Genomic DNA, 24662 nt, shown 5'->3' with positions numbered 1-24662 from the left:
GTCAGCCGACCCGCGCTGGATCGTGGGCTGGGGATCCCTGCTCGTCCACGGCGCCCAGCACACCCTCGAGCCACTCGACCGCGGCATCGGAGGCGTCCGTCGAGCCGCCGGCGTCGTGACGGCCGTACTCCCCGACCCGCTGAGCGCCGCGCTCGGCGAGCGCCGCGTCGAGCAGCTCGCTGCCGCGGGAGTAGGTGTGGGCGTAGCTGCGATCGCCCATGCCGAAGACGGCATATGCAAGGCCGGCGAGGTCCAGTTCGCTCTTGAGAAGCGCCGCGTGCAGCGCTCGCGCGCCCGTCGGCAGCTCTCCGTCGCCGTACGTCGAGCAGAGCACGAGGTGCAGGCGGTCGGGATCGAGGTCGTGCGGTTCCGTCTCGGACGCGTCGAGCACCCGGACGTCGGCACCCGGAGCGAACTGGCGCCGCAGGTCCTCGGACGCGAGCTCGGCGCCGCCCGACTCGGTGGCGAAGAGGATCGTGACCGGCCGTTCCCAGGCGTGCGCGCTGCCACGGTGCGCGGGTGCGGGCGGCAGCTCCAGGTCCGTGCGGCCTGCCGCCGCGACCTGCTCCGCGCGGCTCGGCAGTTTGGCGCGCACGCGGCCCGGGGCGGCTCCGAGGCGTTCGAGCACGTCGATGCGCCGCCAGCCGGTGAAGTCGACGGCGTGCGCGGGCGGCGTGAACCCGCCGGGGTCGGCCGTGCCCCGCAGCGTCGGCGCCAGTTCCTCGGCGATGAGGCGCGCCAGCTGCCTGGCGTCGTCGCGCTGATCCGGGATCGTTCCCCGCGGTCCGCGGCGCAGCCATCCCGCGGTGTAGCGCCGGTCGCCGGCGCGGCCGTCGGGGTGCGCGCCCGCCGCGACCGGGATCGCCGCCACCTGCGCAGCCGTGGCCGCGAAGCCGGTCGCCGTGATCACCGCGTCGACCCCGAGGGTCCGCTCCCCGTCGGCGGTCGCGATCCGCACCCCGGTGACGCTATCGCCGCCGAGCACCTCGACCGGTCGGGCCCCGAACCACCACTCCACCCGCAGCGTCGGCGATGCCGGATCGGGCTGCTCGGCAAGATCCCGGATCGCGTCGAGCCGGGCGTGCTTGCCGACCGGGGCGGCGCCGAAATCGACGCCGTGCACCGTGTGGGCGACGCCCGGCAATGACGCGAGCTCCCGCACCATGACCGGGTCGAACTTCGCCTCGTCGGGAGCGCTCCGCCCGATGAGGTGGAGTTCGCGGAGCCCCTGCGCCAACCGCTCGTGCGCGGCGTCATCGATGTCGCTGCCCGTGAAGTCTCGTCTCGCCGTCAGGCGCGCGAGGTCCATCGCCACGTTGCCGTGGCCGATGATCGCGGCGGAGCGGCCGAGCGGCTCGGCGGGCGGGGCATCGGGGTGTCCGTTCAGCCGGCGCGTCAGCTCTCCGGCGCAGCGCACGCCCGGCGTGTCGATGCCGGGGATCTCGGGCACCCGGTCACCCGCGAGCCCGGTTGCCACCACCACCGCGTCACTGCACGCGGCGAGCTGCTCCAGAGTGGCGTCTCCTGAGCCGTCGGCGGCGACCCGCACATTGCCGTGGAAGCGCACGTCGGGGTCGTCGAACACGCGCTCGAATTGCCGCGCGACCGACTTGGTGCCCTGGTGATCGGCGGCGACGCCGTAGCGCACGAGACCAAACGGAACCGGCTGCTCGTCGATGAGGTCGATCCGGGCGTTCGGCAGCGCCCGCCGCACCGCCTGGGCGGTGAAGCATCCCGAAGGCCCCGCGCCCACGATCGTGATGCGCGCTGCGCGCTCCGGTGCGGCCTCGACCGCGGCGGCCGCCCGCGGTGCCGAGCCGGCCGTGACCGCGTCCCAGGTGACCGGGAGCTTCGTCATGCCGCGGAACACCCACCCCGCGATCTCCGCGGGATCCTGCTCCCGCAACGCGAGCCCGGAGAAGCGCCCGAAGAGCTCGGGGAGCCCGACCGCGGCGACCTCGGCCTTCGCCACCCAGGCGCCGAGGCAGACGTGCACTCCCTTGCCGAAGGCCAGGTGCGGGGCGACCTCGCGGTGGATGTCGAAGCGGTCCGGGTCCGGCCAGATACGCTCGTCGCGGTTGGCCGAGAGGATGCAGATCCCGAGACGCGCACCGGCAGGGAGGTGCACACCCGCGAGCTCGGTGTCCCGCGTCACCTGGCGCGAGTAGAGCCCGATCGGGGCGACCCACCGGATCGTCTCCTCGAACACGGCGGGCCACAGACCCGCGTCCGCGAGCACGGCGTCCCGCTGCTCCGGGTGGCTCAGCAGCGCCCAGGCCGCCACCCCGATGGCATCGCGGGGCTCGTTGAGGCCGCCCCCGATCGACATCTTCATGTTCGCGCGGATCCGTTCGAGCGGCATCGTCTCACCCGGGGCGCGGAGGAGCTGCGCGATGAGTGTCGGGTTGTCGTCGAGGTGCGCGGCGTGCCAGGCCAGCATCTCGTCGAGCGCGATGTCGACCTCGTCGAACGACGCCTTGCCGAGCGCCCACACCTCGGGGTCGTCCGCGTAGTTGCCGGTCGCGTCGATCATGGTCTGCGACCAGCGCTGCAGGTCCGACTGATCGGCGTTGTGCAGACCGAGCAGTTGCCGCAGGTTCTCGGCGGCGTAGGGAGCGGCGAAGTCCCAGATGAGATCGGCCCCGGGTCCCTTCTCGGCGAGCTCCGAGAGGTACCGGTCGGCGTTGCGCTCGAAGACCCCGGTCCACGTGCGCTTCACGATGCCGGGGCGCAGCGCGGGCTGCCAGGCGCGACGCTCGACGTAGTGCTCGGGATCGTCCCGCCGCAGCATCGAGTGTCCCATCGCCCGAATCTGGAGGGACCCCTCCTCGTTCGCGGAGTAGATCTCCTGGTCGAGCTCGGTCTCGTGCACGGCGGCGTAGCTCGTGATGAGGTAGCGCCCGACGGCCGGCACCCAGTGCACGCCGCCCTCGGCGCGAAGACGCTCGTAGATCGGGAACGGATCGCGATGCAGTTCGGCGATGGTCACCCAGTCGGCGACGGGTGCGGGTCGTGCGGCCATGATGTCTCCTCATCCTCGAGTGCACAGCGCTCCCTTCCGAGTATGATCGTCCCAACACATCGGCAAAAGCGGGGATTGTCGATCAAAGAGAACGGAAGATCCGAGTATGTCTCACACGCGCGCACCCGATTACACGTTGCGTCAGCTGTCGTATCTCGTCGCGGCGGCCGACGCGGGGAGCATCGCGGCGGCCGCCGCAGCGCTGCACGTGTCGCCGTCCGCGCTGTCGGAGGCGCTCTCCGAGCTGGATCGCGCCCTCGGCACCCCCCTGACCGTGCGCCGACGCGCGCACGGCCTCACCCTCACGAGCAGCGGCAAGGCGATCCTCGCGCAGGCGCGGCGTCTTCTGGAGTCGGCCACCGCGCTCGCTGCGGGCGTGCAGGCGCCCGCGGGTGAGCTCGCGGGGCCGATCACCATCGCCTGCTACCCCACACTCGCGCCCGTGATCCTGCCCCCGCTGCTCGCGGAGTTCGGCGGCGCGCACCCGCTCGTGCAACTGGAGATCTCCGAGGTGACGCACGATCAGCTGCGCGGGAGGATCGAGTCCGGCGAGGTGGATCTCGCGTTCGTCTACAGCACGCTGGTACCGGGCGCACCGCTGCGTCGGCGGCTCTACGAGGTGCCCGCGCACGTGCTCCTGCCCGCCGACCACCGGCTCGCTGCGCACGGGACCATCGAGCTGCAGGAACTCGTCGACGACGACCTGATCCTCTTCGACGCCCCGCCGTCGAGCGAGCACACCCTGTCCATGTTCGCCGACCGGGGCCTGACCCCGAGGATCCGGCACCGTACCGCGAACTTCGAGGCGGTGCGCACGCTCGTGGGGCGCGGGCTCGGGTACGGCGTGCTCGTGCAGCGGGTCGCGAATGATCGGAGTTACGAGGGCACTCCGGTCGTGACGCGCGAGATCTCGCCGCCGGTCGCGCCCGTGGGCATCGACGTCGTCTGGTCGTCGTCGTCCGAGACGCCGGATCGGGTCTCCGCGCTCATCGAGTTCGCCGGATCGATCGCCTGGCCGGGAGCCGCGTGAGCGCGCTGCACTGGGGCATCAAGGCGTCGTTCCTCGGGTACATCCGCGCGATGGCCGACGGCTCGGTGACCGCGGAGGCGGGTGCGGAGCTGCAGGAGTCTGGCGCGGTGTTCCCGCTCGCTGCGGCGCCGAGCGGCGATGCGGGTGCGGGAACCAGTGCAGGAGCGGGTGTTCCCGCGGCGAGCGCGCACACGACCGGGAGCCGGCGCTTCCGCGGCACCGTGCGATTTCTCGGTCACGGCGGGGTGCTCGACCTCCGGATCGCCGACCCCGCGGTCGAACCGCGCGCCGGAGGGTGGGTGCTCTCGATCCGGGACCCCTACGACCCGGACGCACGTGTCGACCTCGCCACGATCGCGGCGTTCCATCCATCGGGCCAGCAGTGCATCGGATCCGGCCTCGCGCTCACGGCGGACGGCGCGGACCTCTTCTTCGGCCCCTACGTGGAGGGCACCCCGCTCGACGACTTCGAGATCGTCGACACACCGCCCACCCCCGCGCACCCCACTCACAAGTGAACGCAAGTGCACCGTGCGGACGATCACACGGTGCACTTGCGTTCACTCGATGGGAGGGGGGCTGTGGCCGGCGCGCCCCAAGCGAGGGCCTAGCGGTCCGCGAACGAGGCCACGCAGGCGCTCGTCGCGTCGTCGTAGGCGACGTCGTCGTACTGCTCGAGTCCGGCGATGTACTCGTCGAGCACCCCTTCCGCGTCCTGCAGCCCCTGCTCGGTCGCGAGGTCGATCCACATCTGCTGCCCCGATTCGCCGAGCGCGTCCTTCCACGCCTGCGTCGCGTCGTCCGACCACGCGGAGAGCGAGTCCACCGACGGCGAGTCGAGCATCTGCTGGCACTGGCCCGCGGCCACCTCGTTGAACGCCTCGATCCCGGCACCGGTGTTGAGCTCCTCCGCCACCTGATCGAACTGCTCGCGCAGGTCATCCGGCAACCCGTTGTACGCCTCGGCGTTCACCCACATGCCGAAGGTCGAGTACTGTCCGATCCCGGGGTCGGTCCAGGCGGGCAGCAGCTCCATGAGCTTGTAGTTCACCGGGAAGTCGATGGCTCCCCCGACGTTCGACACCACCCCGCGCTCCACCGCCTCGTAGGTCTCGGGTGCGGTGATCGCCACGATGTTCGCCCCGGCATCGCCGATCGCCTGCTGGATGATCGGCCCCGACACCCGCACCTGAGCCCCGGAGAACTGCTCCGTGCTCTCGATGGGGTCGTGGCCGCCCAGGAGGAATCGACCGACCGGCCACGTCGCGACGTGGTGCAGCCCGTTGCGCTCCATGATCTCCACGGCCGGCTCGTAGTCGTTGTGGAGATCGTAGATCGACTGCATCGCCGCCTGCGCGTTCTGACTCAGGAACGGGATGCTGACCATGCTGGTCGAGGGGAAGTACTGCGGGGTGTAGTCCGGGACCGTGACCCCGATCTGCGCGCGTCCGTCGCGCACGCAGTCGGCGACCTCCGCCGCCTTGCACAGCGCCTCGGTTGCGGTGCGCTCGAAGGTGATCCGTCCCTCGGTCACCTCTTCGACCCGATCCATGAACCACTCCTGCACGGCGGCGTTCGGGGTGTCGGCCTGGGCACCCGTTGCGAGGGTGAACGTCACCGTCTCCCCCGAACCGCCGCCGGAGCCGTCGCCCGAGCCGCCGCCGGCGTTGGTGATGCCGGAGCATCCCGCGAGGGCGAGGCCCGCGACCGCCATCATCGCGGCCGCGGCGCTCAGGCGGCCGATCCGCCGGGTGTGTGTGGGTGATGAGAACATCGTTGTCCTTTCGTGGTGTCCCGCCGCCGGGGATCCGGGGCCGCCAGGCGCCGATCGGAACGGCGGGGTGATTTCATTCTTGGGTGGTGCGGGTCGCCCGAGGTTGCTGAACGGCGCACGCTGGTGCGGCGTTCGCGCACGAGCGCGGACGCCGCCGGTCAGCCCGCGCTCTGGGCGACGAGCGAGGGCAGGAAGAGCGTGATCGCCGGAACGAAGAACAGCACCGCCGAGACGGCGAGGTCCATCAGCATGAGCGGCAGCACCCCCTTGAAGACCGTCTCCGTGGGCACCCCCGTTGTTCCGGATACGACGAAACACGTCATGCCGACCGGTGGAGTCACCATGCCGATGGCCGTGAGCTTCACGATCATCAGCCCCAGCCAGATGCCGTCGAAGCCGAGTTCCATCGCAATCGGGTAGATGATGGGGATCGTGATGATCAGCACGGAGATCTCGTCGAGGGCCGTGCCGAGCGGCAGGAGCAGTAGGAGGAGCAGCCCGATGGTGAGCAACGGCGGGATGTCGAGCCCGGCGACCCAGGTGGTCACGGTGTCGGGCACGTGCGCCGCGATCAGGAACGTCGAGAACACACTCGACCCGACGAGGATCATGAACACCATCGAGGTGGTCTGCGCGGTGTCGAGCAGGGCGCCCTTCACGTTGAACCACATCGTGTTCCAGCCGTCGCGCCGGAACTCCCAGAGCAGGATCAGCAGCGCGACGAACGCCGCGATCGCGGCCGACTCGGTCGAGGTGAAGACCCCCGAGAACATCCCGCCGAGGATGATCAGGAAGATGATCCCGAGACGGAACAGCCCGCGCCAGGGCAGATTCCGCACCGTGCGCCCGTAGGCCTGCTTCACCGCGGTGGTGTTCGGGGTGTTCGGGAGCACCGTGGCGGGTGCGGCGCCGAAGGATCCCGATCCCGACCCGGACCCCGATCCCGCCGACCCCGCCCCTGACGTCGCGCCGGTTGCCGCGGCCTCGCGCGACCCTGCCCGCACCGCGGCGTCCGCGTGCGCCACCGAGACGACCTCGGGCAGCGTCGTCTCCGGCCGCACGATCTGCCGGTGCCCCACGACGAGGATGTAGACGATGTAGCCGAGCGCCGATAGGATCCCCGGGATGATGCCCGCGGCCAGGATCTGCGCGACCGATTCGCCCGTCATGATCGCGTAGAGCACGAGGAACGTGCTCGGCGGGATCACGACCCCGAGCGTGCCAGCGATCGCGACGATGCCGGTGGCCAGCGCGGCCGGGTAGCCGTACGCGCGCATCTGCCCGACGGACAGTTTCGACATCGTCGCGGCCGTGCCGATGCTCGATCCGGAGACCGCGGAGAAGCCCGCGCACGCCATCACGGTGGCGACGCCGAGCCCGCCCGGGAACCGACTCACGACGTGGTTGGCGATAGCGAAGACGTGCTCCGCGATGCGCGCCCGCATGGCGAGCATGCCCATGAGGATGAACATCGGGATGATGGTGAGCGAGAAACTCGCTGTGGCGGTGAACGGCACCGAGCCGAGCACGTTGGTGGCGTAGTTGGTGCCCTGCAGGATCCCGAGACCCAGAGCCCCCGAGAGCGCGAGCGAGAGCGCCACTGGCATCCGGAGCATCAGCAGCACGATCAGCAGCACCACGATCGTCAGCACGATCATCGAGATCAGCATGGGGTGCGTCCTTTCACAATGGTGTGCGGGGAATTACACATCTGCGATGACCTCCGTGTCTTCGCCGTAGGCGGTTCGGCCGCCGAGCACGCGGACCAGGTTCACGATCGCGACGACCGTCCAGAGGAGCAGGCCGACCGCGATGATCCAGCGCAGCGGCCAGACCGACCACTGCACGAGCCCGAACCGTGTCTCGTTGAGGGTCGTCGACTGGATCGCGCGCAGCACGGAGGCGACCGTCATCCAGGCGAGCATGCCGGCGTTCAGCAGCCAGATCAGCGAGGAGACGATCCGCGCCATCCGCGGGCGGAGCCGGTCGGTGACGATGGTGACGGCCACGTGGCCGCCCTGCATCGAGGTCCAGGCGAGGCCGAGGAACACCGAGGTGACGAGCGCGGTCTCAGCGACCTCGATCATGCCGGGCACACTGGACCGCGAGATCCAGCGGACGAGCACGTCGACGACCGTGGCGAGCATCAGCACGACGAGCGCACTCGCGGCGAGCACACCGAGTCCGGCGCTCAGGCGCTGCAGCGCCCGGTCGATGCCGGTCGCGGCGGCCGCGGTGCCAGGTGCCCCGGCGGCGAGCGCCGTGGAGTCGGGAACAGGTGACGTGGACATGTCAGCGATCCCGCCAGAACTCGAAGGCATGGGTGTGGTCGACGTTGCCGAGCGCCTCGAGCGCGTCGCCCATCGCCCCCGTCACCGCATCGCAGACGGGCGCGCTCCGGTTCGCGGCCTGCTGCACGCGCTGCGCGATCCGCACGTCCTTCGTGAAGAGCGGGAGTGCGAACCCGCTCCCGTAGGCTCCACCGACAACGTGATCCGGCAGCACGTGCGTCGTGACGAAGCTCTGCCCGGTCGACGCGTTGAAGATCTCGGTCATGACGGCGGGATCGAGCCCGAAGTCCTGTCCCGCGATGAGGGCCTCCGAGGCGGCGGTGAACGCGGCCGCGGCGACGAAGTTGTTCAGCGCCTTCATGGTGTCACCGGTACCGAGCCCGCCCGTGCGGAAGATGCGCGAGCTCATCGTGTCGATCACCGGGATCGCGCGCTCGGCGGCCGCGTCGTCGTCGGCGCCGAGCATGATGGCGAGGGTGCCGGTCATCGCCCGCTCCCGCGCTCCCGAGACCGGCGCATCGACGAGCGCATAGCCCGCCTCGGCGAGGAGCCGACCGGTCTCGACGGTCTCGAGGGGATCGGACGAGCTCATGTCGACGAACACGGTGCCGGGTGCCGCGGGGATCCGGGGTCGGCCGGTGTCGTCGAGCAGGGCGCCGCGGACGATCGCGCTCGTCGGAAGCATCGTGACGATGACGTCCCGGTCGGCAAGACCCGCGATATCGGCGACGGCCGAGACCCCGAGTCGCGCAGCGAGCTCCGCCGCGCGGGCGGTGTCGACATCGAAGAGTGCGAGGTCGAACGTCCCGGAGGCCGCGATGTTCGACGCCATCGGCTCGCCCATGACGCCGAGCCCGATGAATCCGACTCGTGTGAGCGGTGTGTGCATGGTGGGTGTTCCTTTCCCCTCAGAGATTCAGTGGTCGCGCGAGGCTTCGCCGTCGAGGTCGAACGACCGGTCCTGCTCGACGAGCACCTCCTCCAGCGCCCGCAGTCCCTCCACCGCCGCGGGGATGCCGCAGTAGAGGATCGAGTGGACCACGACCTCGCGGAGTTCGAGCACGCTGACCCCGTTGGCGAGCGCCCCCCGGGCGTGCACCCGGAGCTCGTGCGACTTGCCCTGCGCGATCAGCATGGCGAACGTGATCCGACTCCGCTCAGCATAGGAGAGCCCGTCGCGCTGCCAGATGTCGCCGAAGCAGACGCGGGTCACGAAGTCCTGCAGCTTGTCGTTCAGGTCCGTCGTGTGCTCGACCTGATCCTCCGCCCCCGCGGATCCGAACATCACACGGCGCTGCCCCAGGCCGAGGTCGTACGCATTGTCGAGAATCACATTCCACTCCTTTGGGGTCCGGGTGCACGGGATCCCCGATCCCGGCATGCCACTCAGTGTTGTGGATGCCGGTGGGGTGCAGCTTGTCTGCTGCCGCACACAAACCGGCCATCGGCGCACGGGCCTCAGAGCAGACGTCTCACGGCCTGACCAACCCGCGGACGATGCTCTACGCTGGGGGCGAGCGAGAACATTCACGTCGTGCAAGGAGGCGGACGAGATGTCTGAAGTGTCCCGGTTGTCCATGGAGACGCATGAGTCAGTGGGGTTCACCGAGTGGGTGCAACTGGTCGGGAACCGGTTCGTCCCGCTGTCGATCTCCTCGGGATCACCCGAGGACTTCTCGGGAACGCTGCGCACGCGCGTGGTCGGCGGGACCTGCCTCACCGACATCTCCGCGTCGTCCCACAGCGTGCACCGGCTGGCGCACGCGATTCGGCGCGATCACAGCGACCACCTGAAACTGAGCCTCCAGCTCGAGGGCACGGGCCTCGTGATGCAGGACGGGCGCAGCGCGCACCTGGCCCCGGGCGACGCGGCGATCTACGACACGTCCCGGCCGTACACGCTCGAGTACGCGAGCAACATGCGCTCGCTCGTCATGCTGTTCCCGCACGCCATGCTCGGTCTGTCAGCGAACATGGTGCACACCGTGACGGCGGTCCGCCTCGCGGGTGACACCGGCATCGGGCGAGTGATCTGCCCGTTCATGCAGCACCTGGCCGAGAACATGGAGCAGCTCGACGGGGTGAACGGCTCGCGGATCATGCACAGCGCGTTCGAGCTCATCACCGCACTGCTCTCCTCCGAGATCCAATCGGCCACCGAGACCGATCCCGCCGCACTCACCTTCGAGTCGGTGCGCCACTTCATCGATTCGCACCTCGGCGACCCGGAGCTCAACACCGACGCGATCGCCCGCGCCCACTACGTCTCGACCCGCCACCTGCAGTACCTCTTCCAGGAGGAGGGGCTCACCGTGTCGAGTTACGTTCGGGGACGCCGATTGGAGCGGGCGCGGATCGACCTTGAGGATCCGGCGCTCCAGGCGCAGTCGGTGCTGCAGATCGCGCAGGCCTCCGGGTTCATCGATCTCAGCCATTTCAGCCGGCTCTTCAAGTCGACGTACGGCCGCAGCCCGCGGGAGTACCGCCTCTCGACGCTCCGCACCGCCGCGTGACGCGCCGGGCGATCTCAGGCATCGCGCTCGATAGACTGCTGCCATGCCGACGTCGCCCTCGTTCCACGCCGGCGTGACCCCGGACCGGGTCGTCGACGCCGCGAGCGACCTGACGCGCGAATCCGGGCTGTTCTCGTGGTCGATCCGGGATCTCGCGAAGCGGCTCGGCGTCACCCCGTCGGTGATCTACCACCACGTCGGCGGCAAGGATCTGCTCTGCCGGCGGGTCGTCGAGCGCGCGATGGCGGAGTTGCCGGTGCCCGACCCCGCGCTGCCGTGGCAGGACTGGTTCCGCGAGCTGCTGTTCTCGGCGGTGCCGGTCGCCCACCGCTACCCGGGCGTCGCCCGGTGGCTCGTGATGCACGGGCCGACCATCCCCGCGGCGCTCCCGATGATCGAGGCCGGCATCGAGTCCCTGCGCCGCGCCGGGTTCGGCGACGCGATCGGCTCCGCCTACGGGGTGCTGCTGAACAACGCCATGCTCACCCTGTCCGTGCACGACGAGCGGCAGCAGTTGGAGGAGGACGGGCCGCGGGATCACGTCGCGATGCTGCAGGAGTTCGCGCACCTCGCGGCGCCCGGGCCCGGCCTCGAGACGCTGACCCGCACGCTCCTCGCCCCCTACGCTCGCGGCGGCGAGGACGCGAAATCTGCGCGGGCCGCGTACTACCGGTTCAACGTGGAGACGACGATTGCGGGACTCGAGTCATGGCTCGAAACCGCGGATGCACCCACACGAACACCGCGACGACCAGCATGATCCCGGCCCCGATCGCGATCGGAAGCGCGGGGGCGAGGCCGTAGAGCGCCGTGCCGGCGGTCGGTGCGATCACGAACGTGAGCCCGTTCGTGGCGCCGATCAGCCCGGCCAGGCCGCCCTGCTCGTCGCGGTGCATGAGCAGGGAGGGGCCCGCGGTGTAGCCCGGCATGGCGAGGCCGAGCCCCGCGCCGATGAGCAGGATCGCGAGGAACAGCGGCACCGCACCGAGATCCGGGATCAGCGCGACGAAACCGATGAGCGCGATCCCGGAGCCGACCCGGAGCAGCGTCGGCGGCGTCCACCGCGAGCGGGGAACGATCACCGCCTGCGAAACGACCATGCCGAGCCCGGCCGCGAGCAGCGCTCCCCCGGTCACGAGTCCCGTGGTGCGGGCGTCAAGACCGAGGCGATCTTGCACGATGAACCCCGTGATCACCTGGATGAACCCGAGCGCCGTGAACATGCCGAAGCCGGCGAGCAGGAACGGCCAGACCCGGGTGTCGAATGGGCGCACCCGGGCGGGGCGCTCGATGAGCTCGGCCCGTGACTCACGGCGCAGGACGCACACGACGGCGACCAGACCGAGGGCGAGCAGGATCGGCACCACGATCAGCGGCGATAGCAGCCCGAGCACCGAGAGCGCTCCGCCCAGCACGGCGCCCGCGACCATCGCGATGCCCTGCACGGCGCCGATCCCGGCCATGCCCTTGACCCGGGTCGCCTCGTCGGTCGTGACATCGGCGATGTAGGCCTGGGCCGTCGGCGCGACCGCGGCGACGGCCGATCCGAAGCCGACGCCGCGCAGCAGCACGAACAGCGCGAACAGCGCGGGGCCGGCGAGCGCCCCCGAGATCCCGAGCGACGCGACCCAGGCGAAGCCCGCCATCGTGAGCGTTGCGAGTGCGAGCACACTCACCAGCACGGGCTTGCGGCCCCACGACTGCGACCTGCGACCCCAGAACTGGCTCGTCACGACGATCATGAGCGCCGCGACGCTGATCGTCACGCCGATCTGCCACTCCGCGAGGCCGACCTCGCGCGAGAGGGGCGCGATGATCGGGTTCAGGGTCATCTGGCCGAGATAGACGAGGAAGACGGTGCCGAGCAGGAGCGGAATCTGGGGCCGGCGCGCAGCGTCGTCCGAGGGTGTCGTCATGGGGTCCTCTCGACTGCGGGTGCCCGGGTATCGTGCACTCCGAGCATTAGAACAGTGTTCTAATGCAAGCCTAGTGATCCCGGCGCCGGCCCCGCAAGGGTCTGGCAGCGTGCGTCTCTCGGCTTCAGGGTGCGTGTGCGTTCACGCGCGGAGGGGGCGGGAGGGGGGCGAAGTCCCGCAGTGGGACTCCCGTCCTACCCGAGCTGCTCGGAGAGCTCCAGCCAGCGCTCTTCGAGCGCGTCCACCTCGGCCTCGTGGGCGCGCAATTCCTCGCCGATCCCCGCGAGACCCTCGTAGTCGCTCTGATCGTGATCCGCCATCCGCTGATGCAGCGCCGTGATCTCGGTGTCGAGCTTCGCGAGCCGGCGCTCGGCCGCCTGGCGCTCCTTCTCGACGGAGCGACGCTCGGCACCGCTGAGCGCGGATCCCGAACCCGACCCCGATCCCGAGCCGGCTCCGGATCCGGCATCACCACCAGCCCCACCACCCGGCACCGACACGGCCCCGCGGGGCCCGGTCGCCGCGCGATCCCGATCCTCCGCTGCCCGCAGCTTCAGGTACTCGTCGACCCCGCCGGGCAGGTGCCGCAGATGCCGCTGCAGGATCGCGTACTGCTGGTCCGTGACGCGCTCCAGGAAGTACCGGTCGTGCGACACCACGATGAGGGTGCCCGGCCACGAATCGAGAAGATCCTCCATCGCGGCGAGCATGTCGGTGTCGAGGTCGTTGGTCGGCTCATCCAGGATCAGCACGTTCGGCTGGTTCAGCAGGATGAGCAGCAGCTGCAGACGACGCTTCTGGCCACCCGAGAGATCCTTCACCGGCGTCGACAGCTGCGCGCTCGTGAACCCCATGCGCTCGAGCAGCTGCCCCGGCGTGAGCTCCTGGGCCTTCGATCCGGTGCCCACCGTGAAGCTCGTGCGCAGCCGCGAGATCACCACGCGCACTGGGTCGTTGAGGTGCTCCTCGAGCTCGTCGAGGCGCTGCGTCAGCGTGGCGATCTGCACCGTCTTGCCGCGCTTCACCCGCCCCGACGTCGGCTCGACCGCCCCGGAGATGAGCCCGAGCAACGTCGACTTCCCGGCGCCGTTCACGCCGAGGATCCCGGTGCGCTCCCCTGGTGCGAGCAGCCACTCGACGTCCTCGAGCACCACGCGATCGCCGTACGCCACTCCGGCCTCGACGATGTTGACGACCTCCTTGCCGAGTCGCGCGACGGCCATCGACTGGAGCGACACACGATCCCGGATCTCGGGGACGTCGGCGATCAGCTCGTTCGCCGCGTCGATGCGGAACTTCGGCTTGGACGTGCGCGCGGGGGCCCCGCGACGCAGCCACGCGAGCTCCTTGCGGGCGAGGTTCTGCCGCTTCTGCTCGATGGTCGCGGCCTGGCGATCCCGCTCCACGCGCTGCAGGATGTACGCGGCGTACCCGCCCTCGAACGGCTCGACGATGCGGTCGTGCACCTCCCAGGTGGTGGTGCACACCTCATCGAGGAACCAGCGATCGTGGGTCACGACGAGCAGGGCGCCCTGCCCCTGCGGCCAGCGCCGCTTCAGGTGGTTCGCGAGCCAGGCGATGGCCTCGACGTCGAGGTGGTTGGTCGGCTCATCGAGGAAGAGGATCTCGTCGTCACCCGCCAGCACTCGCGCGAGCGCGACGCGGCGCTGCTGCCCACCGGAGAGCGCATCCACCGGCGCGTCCCACGCGAGGTCGCCCACGAGCCCCTCGATCACGTCGCGGGTGCGGGGATCCCCTGCCCACTCGTACTCGGGGCGCTCGCCGACCACCGCGTGCCCGACGGTCTCACCCGCGGGGAACACGTCGGCCTGATCCAGCACCCCGATCGTGGTGCCACCGCGCATCGTGACCTGACCCCCGTCGGGCTCCCGCCGACCGGCGAGCATCATGAGCAGGCTGGACTTGCCGTCGCCGTTGCGGCCGACGATGCCGATGCGGTCGCCCTCGCCGACGCCGAGCGTGACGGCATCGAATACGACCTTGGTCGGAACCTCGAGGTGGAGGGCCTCAGCCCCGAGAAGATGCGCCATGAGGGTCCGAGAGCTCGTTTCTGCCTGATGGTCAGGCGGTGCGTGGGATCGCAGCGGTGCGCTGCAGCTGGGTCGGGGGCGGATCGCGGCCGGCGAACCGAGGAGACGTCGAGGGGATGACCACGGGCCGTGCCCCGGATCCCCCGCCGACCTCCAGCGTAGTCGATCGTTCGCACGGCCCCTGAGGGCGCCCGAAATATGCCACAGTAGATCCAGCACGCCGTTCGAACTCGGGGGACATGAATGAGCACTGCAGACCAGGACGCTTCCGGCGCCGACACATCCGGCCCTGACACGTCGGGCACCGACTCGTCTGGCACCGACACGACCGGCACCGGCGCCGATCGTCCGAGTGAGCCCAGTCGGCGCGGATTCCTCCGCGGCGGCGGGATCCTCGCCGCGGGGCTCGCGGTCGGCGGCGGGATCGGCGCCGCCGCGGTCGCGGCGACCCACCGGCCCGAGGTCGGCACCCCGTACATCCCCGAGGAATTCGCGATCCCGAAGCCGCGCTCGGAGCCCGGGTTCGACCACCTCGTGGTGGTGATGGGCGAGAACCGCTCCTTCGACAACCTGCTCGGGTACGTCTACACCCCCGACGCACCCCCGGCCGCCGGCACCTTCGAGGGGCTCGCGTTCGGCGACTACGCGAACACCGCGTCCGACGGCACGGTGGTGCCCGCGCAGCCCTATCGCGGCACGACCGACCACATCATGGGCCGGCCCGATCCCGATCCCGGCGAAGAGTACCCGCACGTGAACACGCAGCTCTTCGGCCGCATGGACGATCACAACCGGGGCAAGGAGGTCGCCGACATGACGGCGCCCTACAACGCGCCGGAACCCGGCGCCAAGGCCGAGATGGGCGGCTTTGTGCTCGACTACGAGGTCGACTTCGAGCATCAGCGCGGGAAGAAGCCGACGGCGCGCGAGCGCGATCAGATCATGGGCTCCTTCACCCCCGGGATGCTCCCGGTGATCTCGACCCTCGCGCGCGAGTTCGGCGTCTACGACCACTGGTTCTGCGCGGTCCCGAGCCAGACCTTCTGCAACCGCAGCTTCTTCCACGCCTCGACGTCGCACGGCTTCGTCACGAACCAGCAGGGCGGCGGCTACCGGAAGTGGCTCGATGCGGCCCCGACCCCGACGGTCTTCAACCGCCTCGAGGAGGCGGGCCGGAGCTGGCGCATCTACTTCGACGAGATGCAGCTCGTCTCCTTCACCGGGTTCATCCACGCCCCGGTGCTCCGGAAGTACTGGAAGACCGAGCGCTTCGCGACGATGGCGCAGTTCCACACGGACGTCGAGAACGGCACGCTGCCCGACTACGCCTTCGTCGAGCCGCGCATGATCTTCAACCACAACGACTTCCACCCGCCGGTCGGCGTCGTCCGCGAGGGCGAGATCGACGGCGAGGAGGTGTTCAACGGCGCGGTCTCCGACGTGCGCGCGGGCGACGCGCTGATCCACGAGATCTACTCGGCGATCCGCACCTCGACCTCCGAGCACGGCTCCAATTACCTCAACACGGCGCTGCTCATCACGTTCGACGAGCACGGCGGCACCTACGACCACGTGCCCCCGCCCGCCGCGACGCCGCCCGACGACAGCGGTGCCGGCGAGATGGGCTTCACGTTCGACCGCCTCGGATGCCGGGTGCCCGCGGTCCTCGTGTCGGCGCACGTCGAGCGGGGCACGGTGTTCACCCACCGCATGCACCACGGCTCGCTCGCCTCGACCCTCTCTGAGCGGTTCGGGATCGAGTCGCTCACGCGCCGCGACCACGGCGCTCCGACGCTGTTCGACTCGTTCAACCGGAAGGTGCCGCGCCACATCGCCGACTGGCCGCAGACCTCCCCCGCCTACGTGCCGCCGAACCCGGAGGCGGGACCGCACCCGGCCGACGCGTTCCCGGACCGCCCCCTGAGCCCGCCGGCGCGCGGCCTGATCGGGCTCCTCATCGAGCTGTACGGCACCGCGGCGGAGAAGGCGGACCCACCGAAGACGTTCGCGGCGGCCTACAAGGTGCTCACGACCTACGGAGACGGCCTGTTCGGGAAGTAGCCGCGGCGCGCCCCCACTCGCTAGGCTGAGGCGAGGCTGCGAGGGGGACATCCGTGCGACATCACACTCGGGCGCGCTGGGGCGCCCCGCTCTCGATCGTCGTGGGCCTGGCGGCGCTCGCGGTCGGCGTGCTGCTCATCGTCGCCGCGCTGCCCGTGCAGACCATCGCGGTCATCACCGGCGTCGGGATCGCGCTGCTCGGGATCGCCGCGCTCGTGGTGCCGGTCGATGTCGAGGCTCCGGCGGACTCGGGACCGGACTCGGGACCCGGATCGGCTTCGGCGTCGGGATCCGGTGACCCCGGAGCCGCCGAAGCACCGCGCGCGACCCGTCGCACCCTGCTCCGCGGCGCGGTCGCGGCCGCGAGCGTGGCGATCGGTGCGGTCATCGCCCTCTGGCCCGACGCCGGGGCTCCCTGGCTCGCGTTCCTCGTCGGTGCGGGACTGATCGTCCACGGCGTCACCTCCGCGGTCCGTGCGATCCGCGGGTCGGCGGATCAGCGGGTCGCCGCCCTCATCGGCGCCGCCGCGACGATCATCGTCGGCGTCGTCACCTTCTCGTGGCCGGTGCTCACGCTCGTGGTGTTCCGCCTGAGCGTCGGAGCCTGGTTCGTCTTCTTCGGGCTGCAGCTGCTGGTCACGACGCTCGTGCGGTGGCGCCGTCACCGCGCCGCGCTCCGCCACGGCGACGGCACCGCATCGACCGGGGCACCCACGGACCGCGCATCCGCGGACCACACGCCCGCGGACCGTGCACCGCACCGCGGCCGTCTCGCCCGCTGGGCGCGCACGGCCGGTGCCGCCGTCTCGCTGGTGCTCGCCGTGCTGCTCGCCTACGGCAGCGGCTCGATCCTCGGCGGCGTCCCGCTGCCGGCCCCCGGCGCGTTCTACACGGCGCCCGCCGAGGTGCCCGACTCCCCCGGGCAGCTGATCCGCAGCGAGCCCCTCACCACCGGGGTGCCGGCCGGCGCCCGCGCCTGGAAGATCCTCTACACGACCACGCACCCCGACGGCAGCCCCGCGATCTCGAGCGGCACGGTCATCGCGCCGAGCGAGGGGGCCGCGGGATCCGCTCCCCTGCCGCTCCTCACGGTCGCCCACGGCACCACGGGTGTCGAACCGAAGTGCGCCCCGTCGATGAGTGCGACTCCCTTCGCCGACGGCGCGGGAACGGCCCTCGCCGACATGGTGACGAAACACGGCTGGGTCGCGGTCATCTCGGACTACATCGGACTCGGCACGGCCGGCCCCCACCCCTACCTGATCGGCGACGCCGAGGCGCGCAACGTGCTCGACGCCTCACGCGCGGTGCAGCGGTTCGACGAGATCTCCACCACCACCGACACCGTCGTGTGGGGCCACTCGCAGGGCGGCCAGGGTGCGCTCTGGACCGGGCAGGTCGCCGAGTCGTACGCCCCTGAGCTGTCCGTCCTGGGGATCGCTGCGTTCGCTCCGGCCGCCGACCTCTACGGGCTGGCCGAGGCCGACAAAAACGACGCCCCGGGCAAGACCGTCTCCGCGTACATCGCATCGACCTGGAACGACATCTTCCCGGAGCTCGAGCTGGAGTCTCAGTTGACCCCGGGCTCCGCGGGCGGCGTCGAGCGGATCGAGCAGCTCTGCTTCAACGGCAAGGACGCACTCTCGGCGATCCTGACCGGCACGCAGATCCCGAACCAGGTCTTCCCCGACGAGGTGCTCGACGGCCCGTTCGGCACGACGCTCAAGGCGCAGACCCCGACGGGCCCATTCCCCGCGCCCGTGATGGTCGCGCAGGGGCTCGCCGATCCGCTCGTGAAGCCGCAGCTCCAGCACGACTGGGTGGAGGCGCGCTGCGAGGCCGGCGTGCCGATCGACTACCGGACCTTCCCCGGTCTCAGCCACAACACGCTCGTCGACGCCGATTCGCCGCTCACGCCCGAGATCGTGTCGTGGACGCTCGACCGGTGGAACGGCTCTGCGCCGACCCCGAACTGCACCGACCTGCCGAAGTAGCGGAGCCGATCAGGCGCTGCAGCAGCTCCCCCCGCAGCAGGAGCCGCCCTGCGAGTCGTTCAGCAGGTTCAGGATCTCCTGGCTCTCCGCGCTCGCGAAGGCCGCCGCAGAGCCGAGGCCGGCGGCGGGGTCGGTGACGAACCCGGTCGCAGGGGCCGTGGTCTCGGCTGCGGCGGGAGTGGTGTCGGTGCGCTCGCTCATGGGGTGCCTTTCGATGTCAGTGACGTGAGGTGAGGTGAGGTTACTGGGGCGGTACGGCGTCGCCGCGGGAGTACGCGAGGACCTGCTCGAAAGCACCGGCGAACGCGTCCGAGGACTGCGCCCCGGAGACGCCGTACTTCTCGTCGATGAGGAAGAACGGGACCCCGGTCACGCCCAGCATGCGGGCACGGGTGATGTCCCGGTCGACGGCCTCGCCGTACCCCTCGTCGTCGAGCGAGCGGCGCACCTCGTCGGGATCGAGCCCGACCTCGGCACCGAGCTCGGCGAGCGTGTCGGGATCCGACATGTCGCGACCCTCCTCGAAGTACGCGCGGAACAGGCGCTGAAGCAGCTCCTGCTGCAGCCCGCGCTCCTTCGCGAGGTGGATCACCCGGTGCGCCCGCGCGGTGTTCGCGTGCCGCACCCGGTCGAAGTGGAAGGTGAGCCCCTCGGCCGCCGCCATCTCCGTCATCTGGCCGAGCATCTGCGCGACCTGATCGCGCGGCATGCCCTTGTGCGTCACCAGGAAGTCGACCTCGCTGCCCTGGAAATCGAGCGGGGTGTCCGGGGCGAGCTCGTAGCTGTGGCTCTCGACCTCGAACTGCACCTCGGGGTGCTGCGCTTGGAACGTCTGCACGCCGGCCTCGAAGCGACGCTTGCCGATGTAGCACCACGGGCAGGCGATGTCGGACCAGATGTCAACGCGGATGGTGTCACTCACGGTGGTTGCAACCGAGCAGTGGTCGCCGGTATTCCCGTCGCGGCGGGATCGACGCGCGGGATCGGTCAGCGGTGTCTCAGCGAGCGCGGAGATTGGGCGGAGCTGCCTCAGCGGGCGTCGAGCACGCGGGCGCCCGCGACGGGGCCCGTCACGGTGAGCGCGCGGTGCCCGGCTCGGGTGAGCACCCCGAGCAGCTCCGCGGCCTCCTGCGCGCTGCCCACGAGGAACGCGACGGTGGGACCCGATCCGGAGACGATGCCCGAGAGCGCCCCGCGCGACTCCCCGAGTTCGAGGAGCCGCGTGAGTTCGGGGGCGAGCCGCAGGGCCGCCGCCTGGAGGTCGTTGTGCATGGCCTCCGCGAGGGATCCGGCGTCGCCGACCCGCACCGCCTGCAGCACGGCCGTATCGACCTTCACGAGCTCCGGCTGCGGTCCGAGGTCCACGATGTGGTCCTCGCGGTGCTGGTCGAGGGTGCGATAGACCACGGGGGTGCTGAGTCCCGCGTCGGAGAGGGCGAGCACCCAGTGGAATCCGCCGGTGGCGAGGGCGGGGCTGAGCTCGTCCCCCCGTCCAGTGCCGACCGCGGTACCACCCTCAAGCGCGAAGGGCACGTCGGCGCCGAGCCGCGCGGCGAGCGCGTGCAGCCCCGAGCGCCCGACCCCCGTGCCCCACAGCTCGTCGCAGGCGACCAGGGTGGCTGCGGCGTCCGCCGAGCCGCCGCCCATGCCGCCCGCGATCGGCACCCGCTTCAGCACGGTGAGATCGGCGCCGCCCGTGAACCCGGTGTGCGCGGCCAGCAGCTTCGCCGCCCGCATCGCCAGGTTCGTGTCGTCGGTCGAGAGTCCACTGCAGTCGATCGGGCCGCTGAAGCGCAGCGAGAACCCGTCCGCTTCCGTCGCGGTGACCTCCTCGAAGAGCGACACCGCCTGGTAGAGCGAGGCGACCTCGTGATAACCGTCGTCCTGCAGAGCCCCCACCCTGAAGAACACGTTGATCTTGCCCGGTGCTCGCACCGTGACCGATCGTCGTTGATGTACCCCCATGAGTCCCACGCTAGCGCACCAGCGCCGCCGGATCCGACGTGCCCCGCGCGTGCGCGCGAGCGATGCCCAGGTAGTCGGTGATGCTCAACTGCTCGGCGCGGTCCGTGGGTGCGACCCCGGCGGCCTCGAGCGCCGCCACCGTCTGCTCCAGCGTGCCGAGCACGGGCTGCAGCGCCTGGCGCAGCATCTTCCGCCGGTGGGCGAACGCCGCGTTCACGAGTGCGAAGGTGAGCGCGCGCTCCCCCTCGTCGCCGAGCGGTTCCGCGCGACGGGCGTAGGAGACGAGCACGGAGTCGACCCCCGGCACCGGCCAGAAGATGCGCCGGCTGACCGTTCCCGCGATCCGCCAGTCGCCATACCAGGCCGCCTTCGCGCTCGGCGAGCCGTACTCTTTCGACCCGGGGCCGGCCGCGATGCGGTGTCCGACCTCGGCCTGCACCATCACGAGGCCGCCGCGGAGCGCCGGGATGAGTTCGAGGAGGTGCATCAGGATCGGCACCGAGACGTTGTAGGGCAGGTTCGCGACGAGGACCTCGGGATCCGCGGAGCCCAGGTGCGCTTCGGTGACCTCGAGCGCATCGCTGCGCACCACGCGGAGGCGCGGCGCGGACTCGTCGGCGAAGATCTCCGGCTGCATCGCGCGGGCGGTGTGCAGCAGCTCCGCGGCGAGGCGATGATCGATCTCGACCGCCGTCACGTCGGCGCCGGCCTCGGTGATGCCGAGGGTGAGGGACCCGAGGCCGGGGCCGACCTCGATGACCCGGTCACCGGCGTCTACCCCCGCGAGCCGCACGATCTTGCGCACGGTGTTGGGGTCGATCACGAAGTTCTGCCCGAGCTTCTTCGTCGGTGAGACGCCGAGTCGCTCGGCGAGTTCGCGCACCTCCTTCGGACCCAGCAGCGCGGATCGCTCCGGCTCGGGAGCATCGCTCTCGCGCGCGATCCGCGGCGGCCCGACCGGGTCGCCCGCGCCAGTGGTGGGTGCGTCGGACTCGTGGGTCACGCCGCGGACTCCACCGGGTCCCAGGAGCCGTACACCCGCTCCGTGTTCGCCGCGATGCGGGCGCAGAACTCGTCGAGCGGCACCCCCACGGTCTCCGCCATGCGGCGCACCGTGTGCGGCAGCAGGTACGGCGCGTTCGGTCGGCCGCGGAACGGCTCTGGTGTGAGGAACGGGGAGTCGGTCTCGGCGAGCACCAGTTCGGGTTTCGCGACGGCGAGCGCCTCCCGCAGGGCGGGGGCGTTCTTGAAGGTGGTCGTGCCCGAGAACGACATGAACCAGCCGTGGTCGTTGCAGATCCGCGCGAGCTGGGCGTCCCCCGAGAAGCAGTGGAAGACGGTGCGCTCGGGGGCTCCGACGCGCTTCAGCGTCGCGACGACCTCGTCGTGCGCGTCGCGATCGTGGATCTGGAGGGCGATGTGGTTCGCCCGAGCGATCTCGATGTGGGTCTCGAACGACTCGATCTGGGCGGCGCGGCCGTCCTCCCCCGTGCGGAAGAAGTCGAGACCGGTCTCCCCGACCGCGCGCACGCGCGGCTGGGCCGCGAGGCGGGAGATCTCGGAGAGGTGGGCGCTGAGCTGCCCCTGCGCGAAGAGTTTCGGGGCCTCGTTCGGGTGCAGCGCGACGGCCGCGAGCACGCGGGGATCCGAGGCCGCGAGGGCCGCGCCCCACCGACTCGTCTCCAGGTCGGTACCGACCTGGACGACGCCGCGGACGCCGACCGCAACCGCGCGGTCGAGCGACTCCGACGGGTCGAGCTGGTCGACGCCGTCCTCGAACTCGAGGTGGGTGTGGTTGTCGTACAGCGGGAACGGCAGCGGCTCCGGGCTCGCGGGCCGCGTCAGATCACGTCCCTCCGTCTGCGTGCGCTTCCGGAGTCCGCCGGGAGGAGGTGTACTACTCACCCGTCGCACTTCCGGTTTCGATACGCGGGAAGAGCGCGTCGATCGGGTGCTGCTCGGTGCCCGGGGCGAGCCGACCCCAGGCGCCCGCCTCGCGGATCGGCTGCGCGGTGAGCGCGCCGAGGGTCTCTTCGGCCCCGAGCGCGGTCCAGAGCTTCGCGGCGGCCTCGGGAATCACGGGCGAGAGCAGCACGGCGAGCGCACGCAGCCCCTCGGTCGCGGTGAAGAGCACCGTGGCGAGGCGCTCGCGCTGCGCGGGATCCTTCGCGAGGGCCCATGGCTCCTGCTCGGTGATGTACCCGTTGAGGGCGTCGACGAGCTCCCAGACCGCGGCGATCGCCTCGTGGATCGCGAATGCCTCGATGCGCTCATCGGCACGCCCGGCCACCGTCGCCGCGAGCTCGCGAATCGCCGCGTCTGACGACGTCTCCGCGCCCGGCTCGGGCACCCGGCCATCGAAGTACTTGGCGTTCATCGCGAGCACGCGGCTCGCGAGGTTGCCGAAGCCGTTCGCGAGCTCGGCCTGGTAGCGCGCGGCGAGATCCTCCCAGCTGAACGAGCCGTCGTGCCCGAAGGAGATGGCACGCATGAAGTAGTAACGGAACGCGTCCGCGCCGAACGTGTCGGTGATCTCGTTGGGCGCGATACCCGTGAGCTTCGACTTCGACATCTTCTCGCCGCCGACGAGCAGCCAGCCGTGCGCGAAGACGTGATCCGGCACCTCCAGGCCCGCGGCCATGAGCATCGCCGGCCAGATCACCGCGTGGAAGCGCAGGATGTCCTTGCCCACGATATGGGTCGCCGGCCAACGGCGCGCGAACTGCTCCTCGTCGACGCCGTACCCGGTCGCCGTGACGTAGTTGAGCAGCGCGTCGAACCAGACGTAGGTGACGTGCGAGTCGTCCCACGGAATCGGGACGCCCCAGTCGAACGAGGTGCGCGAGATCGAGAGGTCCTCGAGCCCCTGCTGCACGAACGCGACGACCTCGTTGCGGGCGCTTGCGGGCTGCACGAAGTCGGGGCGCGACTCGTACAGGGCAAGCAGGCGGTCCTGGAACGCGCTCATCTTGAAGAAGTAGTTCTTCTCCTGCAGCAGCTCGAGCGGCTTGGAGTGGATCGCGCAGACCTTCTGGCCCTCGAACTCACCCGTGCCGTCGACGATCTCGCTCTTCGGCTTGAACTCCTCGCAGCCGACGCAGTAGAGCGCCTCGAACTCGCCCGCGTACACGTGACCGTCGTCGTAGAGCTTCTGGAGGAACGTCGCGACGCCGGACTCGTGGCGCGCGTCGGTCGTGCGGATGAAGTCGTCGTTCGAGATGTTGATCGTGTCGAGCAGCGGCTTCCACGCCGACTCGACGAGGCGATCCGCCCACTCCTTCGGCTCGACGCCGTTCGCCGTGGCGGTGCGCAGGATCTTCTGCCCGTGCTCGTCGGTGCCGGTGAGGAACCAGGTGTCGTCACCCGCCTGCCGGTGCCAGCGGGCGAGCACGTCCGCGGCGACCTCCGTGTACGCGTGCCCGATATGGGGGGCGTCGTTCACGTAGAAGATCGGCGTGGTGAGGAAGAACGAGGAGGGCGTGGCCATGAGTGCCATTCTATTCGGAACCGCGGACACTCCACGCCCGCATGACGCTCCGCGCGCTACGCGTCGGCGGCCACCAGGATCTCGGGCTCGTGGTGCACGGGGAAGTTCACCGAGTTCGCGATGAAACACGCGTCCCGCGCGTCGGCGTGGGCGGCGCGCGCCGCGTCCACCATCGACGCCTCGGCGACGACCACCCGGGGCCGAAGCGTCACCGACGTGAACGCGCCGCCCAGGCCCTCCTGCTGCATGATCCCGGTCGCCGCGTCGGTGTAGTCGGTGACGACGACCCCCGCCCGCACCGCCATGTGGAGGTACGACAGCATGTGGCACTGGGACAGCGCGGCCACGAGCAGCTCCTCCGGATTCCAGCGCTCGGCGTTGCCGTGGAAGGTGGGATCCGCGGATCCCTCGAGCGGCGGCTTGCCGTCGGCGTGGATCAGGAGTTCGCGACCGTAGGTGCGGTACCCGCTCGTCCCCGTGCCGCGGTTGCCCGTCCATTCGATCCCGATCCGATACTCGTGCGCACCCGTCATGCCACCAGGGTAGCGCGAGACGATC

The 24662-nt window shown here is 70.6% G+C and carries 21 protein-coding genes; 6 read left to right on the top strand and 15 right to left on the bottom strand.

What is annotated here, in order from left to right; genetic code table 11:
• Nucleotide 1: 1 nt before the first annotated feature.
• The gene (locus MUN76_RS14910; RefSeq protein ID WP_244685825.1) at nucleotides 2–3022 is read right to left on the bottom strand and encodes a cytochrome P450; all 3021 of its coding nucleotides are present in this window, start codon (nucleotides 3020–3022) and stop codon (nucleotides 2–4) included.
• A 106-nt stretch (nucleotides 3023–3128) separates the two neighbouring features.
• Here MUN76_RS14910 and MUN76_RS14905 point away from each other — a divergent pair, with 106 nt between their 5' ends.
• The gene (locus tag MUN76_RS14905; RefSeq protein WP_244685823.1) at nucleotides 3129–4052 is read left to right on the top strand and encodes a LysR substrate-binding domain-containing protein; all 924 of its coding nucleotides are present in this window, start codon (nucleotides 3129–3131) and stop codon (nucleotides 4050–4052) included.
• Entirely contained in the window at nucleotides 4049–4570 is a 522-nt protein-coding gene (locus MUN76_RS14900; RefSeq protein ID WP_244685821.1) for an HtaA domain-containing protein, read from the top strand. Before MUN76_RS14905 ends, MUN76_RS14900 begins: the two co-directional genes overlap by 4 nt.
• A gap of 89 nt (nucleotides 4571–4659) precedes the next feature.
• On the opposite strand, the gene dctP is transcribed toward MUN76_RS14900, so the two are convergent.
• The 5 genes from dctP to MUN76_RS14875 all read right to left on the bottom strand — a co-directional run bounded on the left by dctP (nucleotide 4660) and on the right by MUN76_RS14875 (nucleotide 9450).
• The gene (dctP, locus tag MUN76_RS14895) at nucleotides 4660–5826 is read right to left on the bottom strand and encodes a TRAP transporter substrate-binding protein DctP (RefSeq protein WP_244685820.1); all 1167 of its coding nucleotides are present in this window, start codon (nucleotides 5824–5826) and stop codon (nucleotides 4660–4662) included.
• A 158-nt stretch (nucleotides 5827–5984) separates the two neighbouring features.
• A complete protein-coding gene (locus MUN76_RS14890; RefSeq protein WP_244685818.1) occupies nucleotides 5985–7496 on the bottom strand; it encodes a TRAP transporter large permease in 1512 nt (503 codons plus the stop codon).
• Nucleotides 7497–7529: 33 nt separating this feature from the next.
• Nucleotides 7530–8117, bottom strand: coding sequence for a TRAP transporter small permease (locus tag MUN76_RS14885; RefSeq protein WP_244685816.1), 588 nt, complete (start codon nucleotides 8115–8117; stop codon nucleotides 7530–7532).
• A gap of 1 nt (nucleotide 8118) precedes the next feature.
• Nucleotides 8119–9006 (bottom strand): NAD(P)-dependent oxidoreductase, encoded by an 888-nt coding sequence (locus MUN76_RS14880; RefSeq protein WP_244685814.1) that lies wholly within the window; start codon nucleotides 9004–9006, stop codon nucleotides 8119–8121.
• A 27-nt stretch (nucleotides 9007–9033) separates the two neighbouring features.
• Nucleotides 9034–9450 (bottom strand): carboxymuconolactone decarboxylase family protein, encoded by a 417-nt coding sequence (locus MUN76_RS14875; protein WP_244685812.1) that lies wholly within the window; start codon nucleotides 9448–9450, stop codon nucleotides 9034–9036.
• 220 nt (nucleotides 9451–9670) lie between these two features.
• Here MUN76_RS14875 and MUN76_RS14870 point away from each other — a divergent pair, with 220 nt between their 5' ends.
• Complete coding sequence (locus MUN76_RS14870) at nucleotides 9671–10630, top strand: AraC-like ligand-binding domain-containing protein (RefSeq protein WP_244685810.1); 960 nt, start codon at nucleotides 9671–9673, stop codon at nucleotides 10628–10630.
• 43 nt (nucleotides 10631–10673) lie between these two features.
• Nucleotides 10674–11390 (top strand): TetR/AcrR family transcriptional regulator, encoded by a 717-nt coding sequence (locus MUN76_RS14865; RefSeq protein WP_244685808.1) that lies wholly within the window; start codon nucleotides 10674–10676, stop codon nucleotides 11388–11390.
• Here MUN76_RS14865 and MUN76_RS14860 read toward each other — a convergent pair.
• Nucleotides 11305–12546, bottom strand: coding sequence for an MFS transporter (locus MUN76_RS14860; RefSeq protein WP_244685806.1), 1242 nt, complete (start codon nucleotides 12544–12546; stop codon nucleotides 11305–11307). The genes MUN76_RS14865 and MUN76_RS14860 overlap by 86 nt on opposite strands.
• 194 nt (nucleotides 12547–12740) lie before the next feature.
• Nucleotides 12741–14597: an ABC-F family ATP-binding cassette domain-containing protein gene (locus tag MUN76_RS14855; protein WP_244685804.1), complete on the bottom strand. Its 1857-nt coding sequence runs from the start codon at nucleotides 14595–14597 to the stop codon at nucleotides 12741–12743.
• Nucleotides 14598–14840: 243 nt separating this feature from the next.
• Between MUN76_RS14855 and MUN76_RS14850 the strand changes: the two genes are divergently transcribed.
• A complete protein-coding gene (locus MUN76_RS14850) occupies nucleotides 14841–16658 on the top strand; it encodes an alkaline phosphatase family protein (RefSeq protein WP_244685802.1) in 1818 nt (605 codons plus the stop codon).
• A 53-nt stretch (nucleotides 16659–16711) separates the two neighbouring features.
• Nucleotides 16712–18652, top strand: a complete 1941-nt coding sequence (locus MUN76_RS14845) for a lipase family protein (protein WP_244685801.1) — start codon at nucleotides 16712–16714, stop codon at nucleotides 18650–18652.
• Nucleotides 18653–18661: 9 nt separating this feature from the next.
• Here MUN76_RS14845 and MUN76_RS14840 read toward each other — a convergent pair whose 3' ends face one another.
• From MUN76_RS14840 to MUN76_RS14810, 7 genes are all read right to left on the bottom strand, one after another.
• Nucleotides 18662–18853 carry a hypothetical protein gene (locus MUN76_RS14840; RefSeq protein WP_244685799.1) on the bottom strand — a complete coding sequence of 64 codons (192 nt, stop codon included), beginning with the start codon at nucleotides 18851–18853 and terminating at the stop codon, nucleotides 18662–18664.
• Nucleotides 18854–18893: 40 nt separating this feature from the next.
• The gene (locus MUN76_RS14835; RefSeq protein WP_244685797.1) at nucleotides 18894–19574 is read right to left on the bottom strand and encodes a DsbA family oxidoreductase; all 681 of its coding nucleotides are present in this window, start codon (nucleotides 19572–19574) and stop codon (nucleotides 18894–18896) included.
• Between the two features lie 107 nt (nucleotides 19575–19681).
• The gene (locus tag MUN76_RS14830) at nucleotides 19682–20617 is read right to left on the bottom strand and encodes a 4-(cytidine 5'-diphospho)-2-C-methyl-D-erythritol kinase (RefSeq protein ID WP_244685795.1); all 936 of its coding nucleotides are present in this window, start codon (nucleotides 20615–20617) and stop codon (nucleotides 19682–19684) included.
• A gap of 10 nt (nucleotides 20618–20627) precedes the next feature.
• Nucleotides 20628–21560, bottom strand: coding sequence for a 16S rRNA (adenine(1518)-N(6)/adenine(1519)-N(6))-dimethyltransferase RsmA (gene rsmA, locus MUN76_RS14825; RefSeq protein WP_244688810.1), 933 nt, complete (start codon nucleotides 21558–21560; stop codon nucleotides 20628–20630).
• Between the two features lie 56 nt (nucleotides 21561–21616).
• Nucleotides 21617–22522 (bottom strand): TatD family hydrolase, encoded by a 906-nt coding sequence (locus tag MUN76_RS14820; RefSeq protein ID WP_244685794.1) that lies wholly within the window; start codon nucleotides 22520–22522, stop codon nucleotides 21617–21619.
• A complete protein-coding gene (gene metG, locus MUN76_RS14815) occupies nucleotides 22515–24104 on the bottom strand; it encodes a methionine--tRNA ligase (protein ID WP_244685792.1) in 1590 nt (529 codons plus the stop codon). Before metG ends, MUN76_RS14820 begins: the two co-directional genes overlap by 8 nt.
• A gap of 56 nt (nucleotides 24105–24160) precedes the next feature.
• Nucleotides 24161–24637, bottom strand: a complete 477-nt coding sequence (locus MUN76_RS14810) for an OsmC family protein (protein WP_244685790.1) — start codon at nucleotides 24635–24637, stop codon at nucleotides 24161–24163.
• Nucleotides 24638–24662: the final 25 nt, after the last annotated feature.

This window comes from Leucobacter rhizosphaerae (assembly GCF_022919175.1).
In the GTDB taxonomy this organism is placed as follows: domain Bacteria; phylum Actinomycetota; class Actinomycetes; order Actinomycetales; family Microbacteriaceae; genus Leucobacter; species Leucobacter rhizosphaerae.
The sequence above is the reverse complement of the archived record's forward strand: the minus strand, read 5'-3'. Positions and strand labels throughout refer to the sequence as shown.